Consider the following 14,770-nt stretch of genomic DNA (forward strand, 5'->3'; position numbering starts at 1 on the left):
GGATCGGCGTAGACGGCCACGCTGGCGATTCCGGCATCCCGACAGGCACGGGCAACACGAACAGCGATCTCGCCACGATTGGCGATGAGCACCTTCTGCATGCTCTCTCTTCCCTCTTCCAGAAGTACCGCCCGGCGAGGACGGTCACGTTTGCTACCCCAGGGCCCGCTCGAGGAAGTCCAGCACCACGCTCGCGTACGCCTCGGGGTCGGTCTCCAGTCCGAGCAGATGCCCGGCACCCGGCAGGACGTGGGTCTCGGCCTGGTCATAACGCTCGGCCAGGGCGTCCACCGAGGACGGCGGCACGATCGCATCGTGCTCGCCCGACATGAACAGCAGCGGGATCTTGGCGAACGTACCGGTCACCGGAGGCGGCCACTGCGCCCGCAGCATCGCCGGACCCAGCGCGCACAGCGCCCGGGTCACCACCGAACGGGACGGCTCCGCGCTCAGCGGCGCGGGCACCGGCAGCGCCTCCGCCTCCAGGAACTTGCGCAGCAGCGGCGCCACATCGTGGCCCGGCCCGCTGTCGCAGACCAGCGCGTCGACTTCGAACCCGTCGTGCGTCAGCGCCCACATGGACGAGAAGCACGAGAAGGAGAAGCCGTAGACGGCTATCCGCGCGGTGGCGTAGCCGTGGCGTTCCCGCAGCCGCTCCACCACGGCTATGACATCGCTGGCGAACCGGTCGCCCAGGCCCAGCAGCGAGCGGTCGTCGCCGCTGGCGCCGTGGTTGCGGTGGTCGAAGAGGCAGACCGTGTATCCGGCGTCGTGCAGGAACCGCGCATGGCGCAGGCTGTGGTCCTTGCTGGTCCCCAGGCTGTGCCCGAGCACCACCACCCGGTCCGTGGCCCCGGGGCACAGCCAGGCGTGGACGTACTTCCGGCCGCTGAAGGGGATCTTCAGCTCGGTGTACGGCAGTCCGTGGTCGCCCGGGTCCGCCCGCTGTGCGCGGTTACGCGGGTGGAAGGCCAGATACGCCAGGGAGGCCCCGTACAGCGGGGCCACCGGAAGCGCCGCGGCCGAGAAGGCGCGGGCCACCAGTGAGGGAGGGCGCAGCGACTTCTGGCGTGGCTCGGGCATCTGCGTCCTCCAGGAGGGGATGGACTGTCCGTCGGCGGTCAGGGCGGTCTCGTCTCGGGTCGGGACGGGTGGGGGGTCGGCGGCCCGTGGGCGGCGCGGAGCTCTCAGGAGGGGGGCGGTGGGAGTACGGGTGTCAGCCGCACCCTCCGGCGTGGCCCAGGTCGCCGGAGCGGGCCGCGGCGAAGTCGGCGCCGCCGGGCACGGCGTCCGCGGGCGGCGGCACGGTGCCGGAGGCGGAACCGGAACCGGCGCTCCGGGAGCGGACCGCGTCGGCGAAGACGGGCAGCCGGTCCACACCCCAGTACTTGTCGTAGCCCAGGGTGAAGAACGGCACTCCGAACGCCCCGTCCTCGCTCAGCGCGAGCAGCGCCGCGAGCCCCCGTCCGCCGCGCAGCTCCGCGTCGTCGGCGGCGTCCGCCAGCGGACCGGCCGGAAGCCCCAGTTCATCGGCGATCTCCGCGACGGTCACCCGGTCGCAGATGTTCCGGCCCTCCTCCCAGCGCGCCCGGTAGACGCGCTCGACAAAGGCCGGGCCGAGTCCCGCGTCGACGGCGAGGAAGTACGCCAGGTGCGGCACCTCCCAGACCGGGTCCATGTCCACCGGCCAGGTGACCGTGAGGCCGCGGTCGGCGGTGAGCCTGCGCACGTCCTGGAGCACATACAGATGCTTGTCCCGCGACATCGCCGTGTACGGGAAGCGGCGGCGCCGCTCGGCCATCCGGCGCTCGCCGTCCGCGTCCGGCTCCCACCAGGGGTGCCACTCCACCGCCGCTGCGACATCCGGATAGCGGTCCATCAGGTCACGGTAGGCGATCCAGCTGTACGGGCTGCGGAAATTGAAATAGAACCGCGGCACTTTGCTGCGCTTGGCTGCCACGTCCGTCCCCCTCCTCGGTCCGTCCGGTCCTTGGTACTCCGCTCAGATGACGACGCCGCCGTCGACCTGGAACACCGCACCGGTCACATACTCCGCGGTGGTCAGATAGGCGACCATGTCGGCGATCTCCTCGGGGCGGCCGAAGCGACGGAGCGGAACGCTCTTCTCCGCATCCTTCCGCACACTGTCCGGCAGCGACGCCGTCATATCCGTGTCGACAAAGCCGGGTGCGACCACATTGGCCCGGATGCCGTACCGTCCGACCTCCTTGGCCAGTGACTTGGTGAAGCCGATGATCCCGGCCTTGGAGGCGGCGTAGTTGCTCTGGGTGGCATGGCCGTGCACCCCCGCCACCGAGGATATGGTCACCACGCATCCGGACTTGCGCTTCATCATTCCGAATACCACCGAGCGGCAGACGTGGTAAGTGCCGTCCAGGTTGACGTCCATGACGCCCCGCCACTCCTCGTCCCGCATCAGCAGCAGCGGATTGTCACGGGTGACGCCCGCCGAGGTCACCGCGACATCGACGGGGCCGAGCTCGTCCTCGGTGAACGCGACCAGGTCGCGGACCGCCGCCATGTCCCGCACGTCGGTCCGCCTGCCGATCACCCGCCCGCCGTCCGCCTGGGCCGCCTCCTTCTCCAGGGCACGGGCCGCCTCGGGGCTGGAGCCGTGGCAGAACGCCACGTCGAAGCCGTCCCGGGCCAGGCGCAGCACGGTGGCGCGGCCGATCCCCCGGGAGCCGCCGGAGACCAGTGCGACCCGTCGTTCGTTGTCGGACATGCGGTGGGGTTCCTCCTAGGCGCCGGCGGGGGCGTCGGTGAGCTCGGACGCCGGACGCATCGTCATGGTCAGCCGTCCGACGGTCAGGACGGTGGTGTCCCCGACCAGGCTCTCGCCCTCGAAGACATAGGTGTCGCCGACCCGGCGGGCCAGCCGTACGTGGTGCTCCACCACATCGCCGGGGACGACGGGGTGGTGGAAGCCGGTGTCGGTGACCCCGCCGAGCAGCATGGCCATCCCGGTCCGGACGTCCGGGTTGGGCCGCTCCCGGGCGACCAGCACCCCGGCCACATGGCACCAGGACTCCAGCAGGACGGTCCACGGGTAGTGGTAGTCCTCCTCGGGTGCGTCGTCCGGCACCTTCGCGTACCAGGGCTCGTTGCAGGTGATGGCCTTCAGCCCGCTGGCCCGCTCACCGGGGACGACCTCGGTGACCCGGTCGACCAGCAGCATGGGATAGCGGTGCGGCAGGATCCGCTTGATCTCGCCGACCCCGATCATCCGGCGGCCCCCTTGGCGGTACGTTCGGTGAAGCGCAGCCGGATCTGGGCGGCGGGGCCGCGGCCGGTGGCGGCGCGGGCCCGGCAGCGCCAGTCCGCCCCCTCCCGCGTCCAGTTCAGCTCACAGCTGAGGGTGTCGCCGGGGTAGACCGGGCTGAGGAAGCGGGAGGACTCCAGGGCCGCGAGCCGCCAGCGCCGGTCCGGCCCGGGCAGGGTGGCGAGGGCGCCGCGTTGGACGTACTCCACGACGCACACCCCGGGGAGGATGGGGAAGCCGGGGAAGTGCCCGGCGAGCACCCGCTCCGTCTCCGGGATCCCGACCTCGCACCGGGCGGGGCGCTCACCGGGGGCGCCGGGTTCGACGACGTCCACGGTGCCGTCGACCGGTCCGCACGCGGACGCCGTCGTCATCACTTCTCCAGCTTCGAGACGAGCAGCTCGTGGACCTTCCGCAGACAGGTGATGTCCTTCATCTCCTGCTCCTCCAGCTTCACCGCGTACTTCTTCTCCAGGACGACCATGACCTCCAGGGCCATGAGCGAGTCCACGCCGAGTGTCTTGACGAAGTCGGCGTCGTCGGTGACGTCCTCCTCGTCCACATCGAGCACATCCGCGACGAAGGTGCGCAGTTCTTCCTTGTCGACGGTGGTGGTGTCAGCCATGGGGGTGTCTCCTTCCGCCGCGTCAGCGGGGATCGGTGGTGAGTTTGGCGAGCGCCTGGGGCGAGTCGACCGGTACGGTCACGGCCCCCTCGACGGTCCGCCGGATCATCCCGGTGAGCTGGCGGCCGGGGCCGAGCTCCACGAACCGGGTACAGCCGAGCTCCGCGGCCAGTGTGCGGACGCCCGCCTCCCAGCGCACCGGGCTGGTGAGCTGGTCGAGTTCGAGCTCCCGCCAGCGCGCGCCGGTGCGGTGGGCGCGGGCGTCCACATTGGCGACGACGGGCAGATGCTCGGGGGCGAAGTGCACGGCGGCCAGGGCCTCGCGCAGCTCGTCGGCGGCCGCCGCCATCAGCGGGCTGTGGAAGGCGCCGCCGACGGCGAGCCGGATCACCTTGCCCTCGGCCTCGACGGCCAGCTCGGCGAGCCGGTCCACGCCCGCCGCGGTGCCCGAGACCACGATGGCGCCGGGCGCGTTCATATTGGCGACCCAGATCTCCGGGCCCTCCTGCCGGACCCGCGCGACCAGGTCCTCCACGGTCTCCGCGCCGAGCCGGACCACGGCGGCCATCGTGCCCGGGGAACGCTCGGCGCAGGCGCGCATCGCCCGGCCGCGGGCGGCGACCACCCGGGCGGCGTCGGCGAGCGGTACCGCCCCGGCCGCGTAGAGCGCGGAGTACTCGCCGAGGCTGTGCCCGGCACAGGCCACCACCTCGCCCAGCACTCCGGCCGCACTGGCCTCCCGGTGCACCAGCACCTCGATGGTGAACACCGCGATCTGGGCGAGGTCGGTCCGGCGCAGCGTCTCGTCGTCCGCCTTGAGCAGCAGCTCCTCGACATCGATCCCGGTGTACTCGGAGATCCCGGCCACCAGCGGCCAGGACGGGGCGTCCCGCCATGCCGCGCCCATGCCCGCCTTCTGTGCGCCCTGGCCGGGGAAGACCAGCGCGGTGCGCGGTGGGGCGTCCGCCGGTTCTCCGGAGGTCACATCACTGCCCGTCATATCAACCAACTCCTTGTGCGCTCGGGGCGGCCGGCCCTCACCGGATCCGCAACAGGGCCGCCCCGACGACGCCGTCCCGGTCGGCGGAGGTGACCAGGGCGTGCCCGCCGGGGGCGAGGCCCTCGCGCTCGGCGAGCGCGAGGACCGCGGCGATCTGGAAGGCCGCCGAGGCGGCGCAGGTGTCGCCGATGAGGTCGGCGGCCGAGATGACGGGCGGCCGATGGCTCTCGAAGACCTCGGCGAGGGCGGCGCGTTCGGCCGCGCCCTCGGCACCGGGGGCCCGGGAGTCGGCGACCATCCGCACCTCGCCGGGGTCCACCCCGGTACGGTCCAGCAGGCGCCGGATCACCTCGGCGAGCACGGTGCGGACGGCGTCGGCGCCCGGGGCGCAGCCGAACTCCAGCCCGGTGACCTCGGCGAGGGCCCGGCGGCCGTGTTCGGCCGCGGTGGCCTCCGGCTCCAGCAGCCAGACGGCCGCGCCCTCGCCGAGCACGGCGGCGGCGTCCTCGTCGGCGCGGGTGTGCCACTCCAGCCAGGCGCGGGCGGAGGAGAACTCCTCGACCGCGCCGCACAGCACCGGGCCCGCGCGTCCTGCGCGCTGGAGCCGCAGCGCGTACCGGAGGGCGAGCAGTCCGGTGGCGCGGCCCCCGGCGATGGTGGTGTTGGGGCCCTTGAGCCCGTGCCAGATGGCGGACTGTCCGGCCGCGCAGTTCATCACCGTGTTGGGGAAACGGGCCGGGTCGACGAAGAAGGGCCGTTCGCTGACGAGCGAGTCACGGGTGAAGTCCATGATGCTCTGGGCGCTGCCGGTGCTGGTGCCCAGGGCGAGTCCGGTGTGCTCGCCGACGCCCGGGAGCCGTTCGCCCGCGCCGCTCCCGCCCTCGGCGGTGTGCTCGCCGTTCTCGCCGTGCAGCAGCGCGCGGAGCGCGATCACCGCCAGACCGGTGGCCCGGTCCATCGAGCGGGTGCCCTTACGGCCCAGGATCTGCCGGATGTGGAAGCCGGGGACAAGGCACGCCTCCCGGAACGGCGCGGACCACTCCTCGGGGTCCAGCGGGGTACCGGCCTTCCGGCCGGACCGCAGCCCCGTGGTGAAGTCCGCCCCGCTCAGTCCCAGGGGCGAGACGGCGGTCCAGGCCGAGATGACCGGGACGGCCCCGGCGGCAGCGTTCATGGATCCGTGGACTCCTTCGGTGGTGACGGCGGTGGTGGCGGGGGGAGCGGCGGGCGCGGTCACAGGAACCACACCTGTTCATAGCCGGGCCAGCGGGACGCCAGCGCGCCGCCCTCGATGACCTGGACGCCCGGCAGCAGCCGGTCGCGGGCGGTGCGGCCCAGCGCGGTCAGCCCGTCCTCCTCGACCATGACGGTCACCCCGGCCGCCATCAGCCGGGTCACCGAACCACCCGGGTCGGGCAGCGAGGCCAAGGTCCGGCCGCCGACGCGCACGGCCGGTGTGAAGTCGGTGGCGAGCGCGTATCCGGCGGCGGGGCCGCGCAGCACCAGATCGCATCCACCACTCTGCCGGTGCAGTTCGGGGACGCAGTAGAGGGCGTCGGCGAACTGGGTCTCGACCGAGCCCCGGTACGCCTTCTCCATGATCAGCAGCCAGCGCGCCTGGTCCGCCATGGCTCAGCACACCCCCATGATCAGGCTCTTGTCGGCGGCGCGGACATGCTCGGCGAAGACGAACGGCGCCCGGACGCGCACCTCGGGGATCTGCTCGCCCGCTCCGCGCTGGTCGGCGCAGAAACGGCAGACGTACCAGTACAGCCGGTCGGGGTGCGCGGCGATCAGATCCCGGACGACCCGGGCCACCGACGGGTGTTCCCGCCCCGGGTCGGACAGGTCGCGCGGTGCGGTGTCGCCGAGCGCGGCGGAGGTCAGCCTGGTGGCGTCGCCACAGCTCCAGATCTGTACCCGGGCGCCGCGGTCGAGCAGCGCGGTCGCCAGCCGCAGCGCGGAGGTGACCAGGTCGGTCTGGTGCGGCGCGCCGAACAGATTGAGCAGCACCTCGGTACGGGGTACGGGCCGGGGCATCAGTGCCACACCGCCCGCACCCGGGGCGCCAGCAGCTCGGCGGCCACCTCGTCCATCTCCACCAGCCGGGAGGCGGGCAGCAGATCGGCCGCGGGCAGGGCGCGCTGGGCGGCCGAGAAGGCGTCCACCCACAGTTCGCCGCCGTCGCGCAGCAGGGTCGCGACGGCCGGTGAGGCGCCGGGCACTGCGGCGGTCACCCCGTTCTCGACGAGGAACAGCACCACCCGGTGGCCGTCCCCGGCCAGCCGCACCGCGTCGCCGACGAACCGCTCGCAGGCGGGTCCGGTCTGCGGTCCGCCGCTCTCGATGAGCAGATGGTCAGTCATGTGCGTGTCCTCGTCAGGTCAGGAGCTCGCCGCCGTCGACCCCGATCACATTGCCGGTGATCCAGGAGGAGTCGGTGCGGGAGAGCAGGGAGACGGCCTCGGCCACGTCCTCGGGCCGGGTCAGCCGCCGGTGCGGATTGAGCCCGGTGGCGCGGGCGGCGACCCGCTCGCTGTCGGGGATCCGTCGCATGGACGGGGTCAGCGTCACCCCGGCGCGCAGGGCGTTGACGGCGATCCCGGAGGGCGCCAGCTCCAGGGCGAGCTGGCGCACATGGGACTCCAGGGCGGCCTTGGCGGCGGACACGGCGCCGTAGTGGGGCATCACCCGGTTCCCCCCGGCGCTGGTCATGGCGTACACCTTGGCGCCCTGGCGGAGCAGTCCCGCGGTGAACAGGTCCTGGGTCCAGTAGACGAGGGAGTGGGCCATCACATCGAGCGTCATGTTCATCTGACGTGAGGTCAGCCCCTCCTCCCCCTCCGGGGCGATGTACGGCACCAGGGTGCCGAAGGCCAGTGAGTGGACGACGATGCGGACACCGGTCTCCCCGGTCAGCTCCGCGAATCGCGGCAGCAGCTCCTCGCGGGTACGGGCGGAGGCGGCGTTGGCGTTGTAGAAGTGCGCCTGGACGCCGTGGGCGCGCATCTCCTCGCGGGCGACGGCGGCCTTCTCCTGTCCGTCGGCGGTGTCGAAGTGCACGCCCAGGATGTTGACGCCCGCGCGGGCCAGTTCATGGCCGATGGCCAGGCCCATCCCACTGGAGGCGCCGAGCACCAGACACCAGGATCCGTCGAGTGAGGTGATCATCGGTCGTCCGCCCTCCGCGGTGTGCTCATCGGGTGTCCGTCGACGCCGGTCCCGGTGGAGCCCGGAGTGACCAGGCAGACGGCGAGATGTCCCTCGGCGGCCGCGGTGACGACCGCGTGTGCCCGGCCCGGGTCACCGTCCAGGGCGGCGGCGGCCCGCGCCACCGGTGCCAGGGCGCCCGCGCCCGCCGGGATCCGCTCGTACTTCCCGTCCTCGGTGATCTCCTCCAGCGCCGCCGCGACCGCCTCCCCCACCGGGGAGCCGTCGAGCAGGGCGGTGCTGGTCAGCGGGGCGTCCGGCCGGTGGCCGAGGGCGTCGAGCGCGTCCCGGACCAGCGCCGCCGCCCGGTCGGCACCGTCGGCGGCGGTGGCCAGCTGCGGCGGCAGGAAGGACGTGCGGATGCCGAGCCGCCCCAGCGCCCGCCCGCCCCGGGCCGCGACCGAGGCGGCGGGCTCCAGCAGCAGCGCGACCGCCCCGGACTCCGAGGTGTCCGCGCCGGGTTCGCCCTCGGGCAGCGCCTCCTCGGTGGCCCCGGCGATCAGCAGCCGCGCCCGGCCCGCGGCCACCGCGCGCTGGCCGGTGCGAAGCGCCTCGAACCCGGCCACCCTGGGGGTGGTGAGGGTCAGGTTGAAGCCCTTGAGGTCGTATTCGGTGGCCAGTCGGCTGCCGAACAGATTGATGGAGAAGTAGGGCGCGAGCACCGGGCTCAGCCCCCCGGCGCCGGTCCCGGTCACCGTGTCGTCCATGGCCCGGTGGAGCGCGACGGCCGCGCTGTTGGTGCCCACCGCGGCACCGCGCCGCTCGGGCTCCGTCGCCTCCAGGGCGTCCGGACCGGCGGCGGCCAGCGCGCGCTTGGCCGCGGCCAGGAAGTACTGGCTGGCCGGGGGCAGGTACTTGTACCCGCGGCGGCCGAGCGCGGTGCGGAAGTCGAAGCCGTCGGCGCTCACCGTGCCCACGCCCGCCACCACCAGATCGGTGCCGTTCATGCCCCGGCCTCCCCGAAGACGAGCGAGATGTTGTTGCCACCGAACGCGTAGGCGTTGACCAGTGCGTAGGCCGCGGTGACCGGGGACGGCTCGGACGGCAGCCGTACCGGGCACTCGGGGTCGAGCGCCCCGACCGGCACATTGGGCGGCAGCGTCCGGTGGTGCAGCACCAGAAGGGCGGCCAGCGCCGCGAACGCGGCCGCCGCGCCACCGGTGTGCCCGATCAGCGCCTTCATGCTGTACAGCGGGGCGGGCGCCTCGGGGCCGTCGGCCAGCGCGTCCAGGATCCGGCTCTCCACCACATCGTTCAGATCGGTGCCGGTGCCGTGCGGCACCACGAAGCCCAGGCCCCGCTCCCCGGCCGTGCCGCGCACCCCCGCCTCCCGCAGCGCGTCCCGCATGGCCCGCTCGATCTGGGCGCCGCCGGGCTCGGGCGCGGTCGGGTGGTGTGCGTCGCAGCTCCACCCGGTGCCCGCCAGACGGCCGTAGACGGTACGGGCGGAGCGGGCGCGGGCGTGGGACGCGGACTCCAGGACCAGGACGGCCGAGCCCTCGCCGAACAGGGTGCCGTCGCGGTCGGCGGCGAACGGGCGGCAGCGCTCGGGATCGATCGCGCCCAGCCGGTTGAAACAGGCCAGGGCCACCCGGGAGTACGCCTCGGCACCGCCCGCGATCACCACGTCCGCCTCGCCGGAGCGGATCAGGTCGGCCCCCTCGGACAGGGCGTAACCGCTGGCCGCACAGGCGTTGCTGACACAGGTGGCGGTGGACTGGGCGCCGAACCACGAGGCCACCGCCGCGGCCAGCGGATAGACCGGCGCCCAGCGGCCGGAGCCCGGATCGGCCCCGGTCCACCAGCGCTCATGGAGGTCGGTGTCGCCCATGCCGCTGCCGAGGATGACGGCCACCCGGCGCGGATCGGGCCCCTCGCCGCCGCGGCCGAGCCCGGCGTCCTCGACGGCCTGGCGCGCCGCCTCCAGGGCGAACTGCGAACCACGGCCCAGCGGCAGCCCGTCCCACTCGGCGGGCCCGTCCGGCAGATCGGCCTCGGGCACCAGATACATCAGCGGATGGTCCATCCGGGCCAGCGGATCGGGCACCTTCACCGGGGCGGTGTCCCCCGTGCGCATCCCGCGCCAGAGGGCGTCGACGCCCGAGCCCAGCGGGGACAGCGCCCCGAGCCCGGTGATCAGCACATCGTCCATCAGGGGGCGCTCGCCTTCCCGCCGATGGCCTCCAGCACCCGCTGGTCGAAGGGGACCAGCCGCCAGTCGCGGCGGTTCTCGATCAGCGCGTAGCCGTGCACGATCCGGCCGGTGGCGGTGAGGGCGAGGGCGCCGTCGCGGAGGACGTAGCAGTCCATCCGGGCGGTGTAGGTGAGGTCCTTGAAGACCTCCTCCACGGTGTAGACCGTGTAGAGGTCCTCCTCCATCAGCGCCTCACCGGTGATCCGCAGCTCGGACCGCGGCACGACGGGGATCCACCTCCGGTCGTCCAGCAGGGTTTTGATGGAGATGCCGCGGGCACCCACGAAACGGTCCTTGGCCTCCTCCATCAGCCGCAGATAGCCGGACATCTGGAGCCGTTCGGTGAAGTGGCAGTACGGGTACGGGATCGTCCACTTCCAGCCGTGGGCGTTGCGGCCCTCGGTCAGCGCGTCGAGTACGGCCCGCTCATCGGCGTCCGCGGGCAGTGCGGGCACCGGCACTCCGGCGGGCGGCGCGTCCGAGCCCAGCCGCCCGGTGGTGAAGCGGGCCAGTTCGCCCGGGGGCTGTGCGGGCGCGTCCAGATAGGTGTCGGTGCGCAGGGCGACGCGCACCGTGGCGGTGACGGCCTTGAGGGTGGAGCCGTCGCGGCCGACGCGGAGGACCACGGTGAAACCGAGGGTGGTGTCGCCGTCGGAGGTGGCCGGGACCACCTCGGCCTCGGCCTCGTCGTCCAGGTGGAAGGCGTGCAGGATCCGGGTGTTCAGGGAGACGATGTCCAGCCCCAGGCCGTGCTCCTCGTAGAGCAGCCGGGCGGGTGCCCCGCAGCGCGCGAAGTGGATCAGCACGGCTTCCTCGACGAGGTAGTTGACGTGCTTGAACCCGATCCAGGTGCAGATGTTGGAGCCCTCGTAGCGCGGGCGCAGCCGCACCGTGGTGGTGTCGGCCAGCAGGGCTTTGGTCCGCATCGGCGGGGCGGCTGTCATCAGGGGCTCTCCATCGCTGAAATCGCTGAGAACGCGGAAAACGCGGAAAACGCGGAAAACGCGGATATCGCTGACGTCGCTGACGTCGCTGACGTCGCTGAACGGGAGGCGCCGCCCTGGCCGGGGCGCGGGGCGGTCATGGGGCGCAGCAGCAGCCCGGCCACGGCGTCGGCGGTGTCGTCGCCGCAGGTGAGCAGGGCGTCCCCGGAGCCGTCGGCGGCCAGCCAGCCGACCGCGGCGGCGCACTGGAGGACGCCGAGGGCGCCGGAGGCACGGCCGAAGGCGAGGCTGAGGTCGTGCCGGGGCACGGTGGCGGACACCGGTGCGGCCGCGCCGGTGGCGTCGGCGTCGGGGGCCTCGTAGCGCTCGGGGGTGAACCAGACGCCGGGGGGCGGGCCTTGGGGCAGCAGCGCCGCCACACACGGGCCGAGCCCGGGCCGCCGCTCGTACGGGCCGAGGACGGCGGCGCCCCGTGCCCCGCGCGCGCCCGCCCAGCGGGCGCCTTCGACGACGACGGCGGCGGCGCCGTCGAGCAGGTCTCCGGCCGGGGCGCCGGACAGGTCCTCCACCACGGGGTTATGGGTCTCGACGCCGACCACCAGGGCCCGGCGGACCCGTCCGGCGGCGACGAGCGTGGCGCCCCAGTGAACGGCGTCGAGGCCGGAGGCGGGTCCGTTGCACAGCATCAGGTTGGGGCCGCGCAGTCCGTGCCGGATCGCCACCCAGGAGGCGATCACATTGCTGGAGGCGTTGGGCAGGCTCATGGGGCTCAGCCCGCCTGCGGACTCCTCGGCGATGGTGGCGGCGGTGAGGCACGCGGTGTCCAGGTTGCCGAGGTTGGAGCTGCCGACCACGCCCACGGTGGCGCCCGGCACGGTCAGTTCGGCGTCCTCGCCGGAGACCAGGGCGGCGTCCCGCAGCGCCTCGAGGGCGGCGCACAGCGCCAGCCGGGTGGCCCGGTCCTTGTAGCGGTGGCCGCGGCGGCCGATCCGGGCGGTGGTGTCGAACGGCGCGGCGGCGGGGCGGGCGTCGCCCAGCAGCGCGTCCGGGGTGTCCGCGCCGGGCAGCGCCAGGCCGACTCCGGTGATGAGGACCGCGTCGGGGTGCGCGGTCATCGGCAGGTCCTCTCCACGACGGCCACCGCGTTGACCCCGCCGAAGCCGAACGCGTCGATCTGGGCGAGGGTGAGCCCCGCGCCGCTGACCGGCTCCCGGACGAAGCGGAATTCCGCGGCCTCCGGCAGCGGATCGGTCAGGTGCAGGGTGGGTGGCACCTGGCCGGTGGCCAGCGACCGCAGCGCGACGATCAGGCTGAGCAGCCCGGAACCGCCGGAGGTGTGGCCGGTCATGGACTTGATGGCGGTCATCAGCGGTCCGCCGACATCGGAGCCGTAGACGTCCGCCAGGGCGGTGGCCTCGGCGGTGTCGTTGAGCTGGGTGCCGGTGCCGTGCAGCAGCACCAGGTCGATATCGCGGGGTTTGACGCCCGCGCGCCACTGCGCCTCGTGCACCGCGTCGGCGATGCCCTGGGCGTCGGGGGCGGTGACATGGCGTGCGTCGCAGTTCATGCTGACGGCCAGCAGCCGCCCGAGCGCGGCGGACGCGGCGCCGGGCTCCTCGCGGCGCAGCACCACCGCGGCGGCGCCGTCGCCCATGAGGACACCGCGGCGGGAGCGGTCGAAGGGCCGTACCCGGTCGGGGGGTTCGCTGTTCACCCGGTCCAGCAGCCCGTACATGCTCTCGGTCAGGGTGTCGACCCCGGCGACGACGACGGTGTCCGCGGCGCCGCTCGCCAGCAGATCGCTGCCGAGGGCGAGGGCGTAGAGCGAGGCCGAGCAGGCCCCGGCGAAGGTGTGGGTGCGCACCGCGCGGAACCGCTCGCGCAGGGCGGGGCCGAAGTGCAGCCGCCCGATGTCGAATCCGGTGCGGTCCCGCCAGGCCAGTTCGGCCGAGCGCAGCTCCCGCAGCCCGGTGCCGACCAGGACGGGGACCTCGCTCAGGTCCTCGTCGAGACCGGCCTTGGCGATGGCCTCCTCGATCGCGCGCAGCAGCCAGGCGGTGGCGCGGCCGGGTACGTCCGAACCGCCGACCGGCCGGTCGTCGATCTCGTACGCGTGGCGGCCCCGGTACCGGTCCTTGTCGAAGCCGCGCAGTTCATGGAGTCCGCTGGTGCCGGCGCACAGGGCCTGGAAGATCTCGTCGACGCCCTCGCCCACGCTTGTCACGGCGCCCGCGCCGGTCACCAGCTGGCTCATGATCCGACCGAACCGTGCTTGCCGAAGATCACCACGGCGTTGTTGCCGCCGAACGCCAGGCCGTTGTTCTGCACCACCCGCAGATCGGCGGCCACGGCCCGGTTGGGCACACAGTCGAGCCCGCACTCGGGGTCGGTCTCGACATGGTTGATGGTCGGCGGGACGAACCCCTCGGTGATGGCGAGCGCGCAGGCGATGGAGGCCAGCGCCCCGGCGGCACCCATGGAGTGACCGATCATCGACTTGACGGAGACGGTGCGCGGTGCGGTGTGCTCGCCGAAGACCTGGTGGATGGCGCGGGCCTCGGTGATGTCATTGGCCCGGGTGCCGGTGCCGTGCGCGGAGATGAAGTCGACCTCGGCGGGCTTGACGCGGGCGTTGTCCAGGGCCAGTTGCATACAGCGGGCCACGCTGTCCTGGTTGGGGGCCACCGGGTGGTCGGCGTCGCAGTTGAGGCCGTAGCCGAGGACCTCGGCGTAGATCCGGGCGCCCCGGGCGAGCGCCGACTCCAGGCTCTCCAGCACCAGGATGCCCGCGCCCTCACCGGTGAGGATGCCCTTGCGGTCCTTGTCGAAGGGCTGGCAGCGCTCGGGGGCGATGGTGCCCAGCCGGTAGAAGCCGGTGAAGGTCTTGCGGCACAGGGCGTCGGCGCCGCCGCACAGGGCGATGTCCACGTCCCCGTCGCGGATGGCGTCGAAGCCGTAGCCGATCGCGTAGTTGCCCGCGGCACAGGCGGTGGGCAGGGTGACGGCCTCGGCGCGGGTGAGGCCGAACTCATGGGCGATGGTGGCCGACAGCCGTCCGGCCGGCACCCGGCGGGCGATGACCGGGTCCATCCGCTCCGGGCCGAGGTCCACCTCCACCTCGACCAGATGGTCCAGATCCCTGGACTCTCCGTCGGTGGTGCCGACGGATATCAGACAGGACAGTTCCCGCAGTTCGCTCTCCGGGAGCCCGGCGTCCGCCACCGCCATCCGCGCGGCGGAGACGGCGAACTGGCTCGCCCGGCCGAGGGTGCGGGGCCGCAGATTGCGGATCCACTGCCCGGGGTCGAAATCCGTGACCTCACATGCGACGGCGTGTTCGAAGCCCTCGGTGTCGAAGGCGGTGATGGGCTTGGCCGCGCTCTTCCCCGCGCGCAGCCCGGCGAGGAATTCGGCGGCGCCGATGCCTATGCCCGACACCGCTCCGAGGCCCGTGACGACCACCCTGCGACCCGGCTCACCACGCATATCGCTCTGCCTTCCGACGAATCCGCCG

The 14,770-nt window shown here is 73.3% G+C and carries 19 protein-coding genes; all 19 read right to left on the reverse strand.

The window, feature by feature from the left end:
* Positions 1-101 (reverse strand): biotin carboxylase N-terminal domain-containing protein (locus AB0C66_RS27115; RefSeq protein ID WP_344316556.1); only part of this gene is annotated, 101 nt, incomplete at its 3' end.
* Positions 102-153: 52 nt separating this feature from the next.
* Positions 154-1,083, reverse strand: a complete 930-nt coding sequence (locus AB0C66_RS27120) for an alpha/beta fold hydrolase (RefSeq protein ID WP_362443870.1) — start codon at positions 1,081-1,083, stop codon at positions 154-156.
* A 133-nt stretch (positions 1,084-1,216) separates the two neighbouring features.
* The gene (locus AB0C66_RS27125; RefSeq protein WP_362443873.1) at positions 1,217-1,960 is read right to left on the reverse strand and encodes a DsbA family protein; all 744 of its coding nucleotides are present in this window, start codon (positions 1,958-1,960) and stop codon (positions 1,217-1,219) included.
* 42 nt (positions 1,961-2,002) lie between these two features.
* Positions 2,003-2,746, reverse strand: coding sequence for a 3-oxoacyl-ACP reductase FabG (gene fabG / locus AB0C66_RS27130; RefSeq protein ID WP_362443876.1), 744 nt, complete (start codon positions 2,744-2,746; stop codon positions 2,003-2,005).
* Between the two features lie 15 nt (positions 2,747-2,761).
* Positions 2,762-3,247, reverse strand: coding sequence for a beta-hydroxyacyl-ACP dehydratase (locus tag AB0C66_RS27135; RefSeq protein WP_362443879.1), 486 nt, complete (start codon positions 3,245-3,247; stop codon positions 2,762-2,764).
* Entirely contained in the window at positions 3,244-3,657 is a 414-nt protein-coding gene (locus AB0C66_RS27140) for a 3-hydroxyacyl-ACP dehydratase (protein WP_362443882.1), read from the reverse strand. Before AB0C66_RS27140 ends, AB0C66_RS27135 begins: the two co-directional genes overlap by 4 nt.
* Entirely contained in the window at positions 3,657-3,908 is a 252-nt protein-coding gene (locus AB0C66_RS27145; RefSeq protein ID WP_362443885.1) for an acyl carrier protein, read from the reverse strand. The genes AB0C66_RS27140 and AB0C66_RS27145 overlap by 1 nt, the downstream gene beginning before the upstream one ends.
* A 22-nt stretch (positions 3,909-3,930) precedes the next feature.
* Complete coding sequence (locus tag AB0C66_RS27150; RefSeq protein ID WP_362443888.1) at positions 3,931-4,908, reverse strand: ACP S-malonyltransferase; 978 nt, start codon at positions 4,906-4,908, stop codon at positions 3,931-3,933.
* Between the two features lie 37 nt (positions 4,909-4,945).
* On the reverse strand, positions 4,946-6,082 hold the full coding sequence (locus tag AB0C66_RS27155; protein ID WP_362443891.1) for a beta-ketoacyl synthase N-terminal-like domain-containing protein: 1,137 nt from the start codon (positions 6,080-6,082) through the stop codon (positions 4,946-4,948).
* Between the two features lie 59 nt (positions 6,083-6,141).
* Positions 6,142-6,537 (reverse strand): hypothetical protein, encoded by a 396-nt coding sequence (locus AB0C66_RS27160; protein WP_362443894.1) that lies wholly within the window; start codon positions 6,535-6,537, stop codon positions 6,142-6,144.
* Positions 6,538-6,540: 3 nt separating this feature from the next.
* Positions 6,541-6,948 (reverse strand): hypothetical protein, encoded by a 408-nt coding sequence (locus AB0C66_RS27165; protein ID WP_362444390.1) that lies wholly within the window; start codon positions 6,946-6,948, stop codon positions 6,541-6,543.
* The gene (locus AB0C66_RS27170; protein ID WP_362443896.1) at positions 6,948-7,274 is read right to left on the reverse strand and encodes a hypothetical protein; all 327 of its coding nucleotides are present in this window, start codon (positions 7,272-7,274) and stop codon (positions 6,948-6,950) included. The genes AB0C66_RS27165 and AB0C66_RS27170 overlap by 1 nt, the downstream gene beginning before the upstream one ends.
* Before the next feature lie 13 nt (positions 7,275-7,287).
* Positions 7,288-8,079: an SDR family oxidoreductase gene (locus AB0C66_RS27175; protein WP_362443899.1), complete on the reverse strand. Its 792-nt coding sequence runs from the start codon at positions 8,077-8,079 to the stop codon at positions 7,288-7,290.
* A complete protein-coding gene (locus AB0C66_RS27180) occupies positions 8,076-9,065 on the reverse strand; it encodes a beta-ketoacyl synthase N-terminal-like domain-containing protein (RefSeq protein ID WP_362443902.1) in 990 nt (329 codons plus the stop codon). The genes AB0C66_RS27175 and AB0C66_RS27180 overlap by 4 nt, the downstream gene beginning before the upstream one ends.
* Entirely contained in the window at positions 9,062-10,270 is a 1,209-nt protein-coding gene (locus tag AB0C66_RS27185; RefSeq protein ID WP_362443904.1) for a beta-ketoacyl-[acyl-carrier-protein] synthase family protein, read from the reverse strand. The genes AB0C66_RS27180 and AB0C66_RS27185 overlap by 4 nt, the downstream gene beginning before the upstream one ends.
* Positions 10,270-11,256 carry a hypothetical protein gene (locus tag AB0C66_RS27190; RefSeq protein ID WP_362443907.1) on the reverse strand — a complete coding sequence of 329 codons (987 nt, stop codon included), beginning with the start codon at positions 11,254-11,256 and terminating at the stop codon, positions 10,270-10,272. The genes AB0C66_RS27185 and AB0C66_RS27190 overlap by 1 nt, the downstream gene beginning before the upstream one ends.
* On the reverse strand, positions 11,256-12,371 hold the full coding sequence (locus AB0C66_RS27195) for a beta-ketoacyl synthase N-terminal-like domain-containing protein (RefSeq protein ID WP_362443909.1): 1,116 nt from the start codon (positions 12,369-12,371) through the stop codon (positions 11,256-11,258). The genes AB0C66_RS27190 and AB0C66_RS27195 overlap by 1 nt, the downstream gene beginning before the upstream one ends.
* On the reverse strand, positions 12,368-13,510 hold the full coding sequence (locus AB0C66_RS27200) for a beta-ketoacyl synthase N-terminal-like domain-containing protein (protein WP_362443912.1): 1,143 nt from the start codon (positions 13,508-13,510) through the stop codon (positions 12,368-12,370). The genes AB0C66_RS27195 and AB0C66_RS27200 overlap by 4 nt, the downstream gene beginning before the upstream one ends.
* The gene (locus tag AB0C66_RS27205) at positions 13,507-14,742 is read right to left on the reverse strand and encodes a beta-ketoacyl-[acyl-carrier-protein] synthase family protein (protein ID WP_362443915.1); all 1,236 of its coding nucleotides are present in this window, start codon (positions 14,740-14,742) and stop codon (positions 13,507-13,509) included. The genes AB0C66_RS27200 and AB0C66_RS27205 overlap by 4 nt, the downstream gene beginning before the upstream one ends.
* Between the last annotated feature and the right edge of the window lie 28 nt (positions 14,743-14,770).

It is taken from the genome of Streptomyces sp. NPDC048636 (assembly GCF_040650655.1).
Lineage (GTDB): Bacteria > Actinomycetota > Actinomycetes > Streptomycetales > Streptomycetaceae > Streptomyces.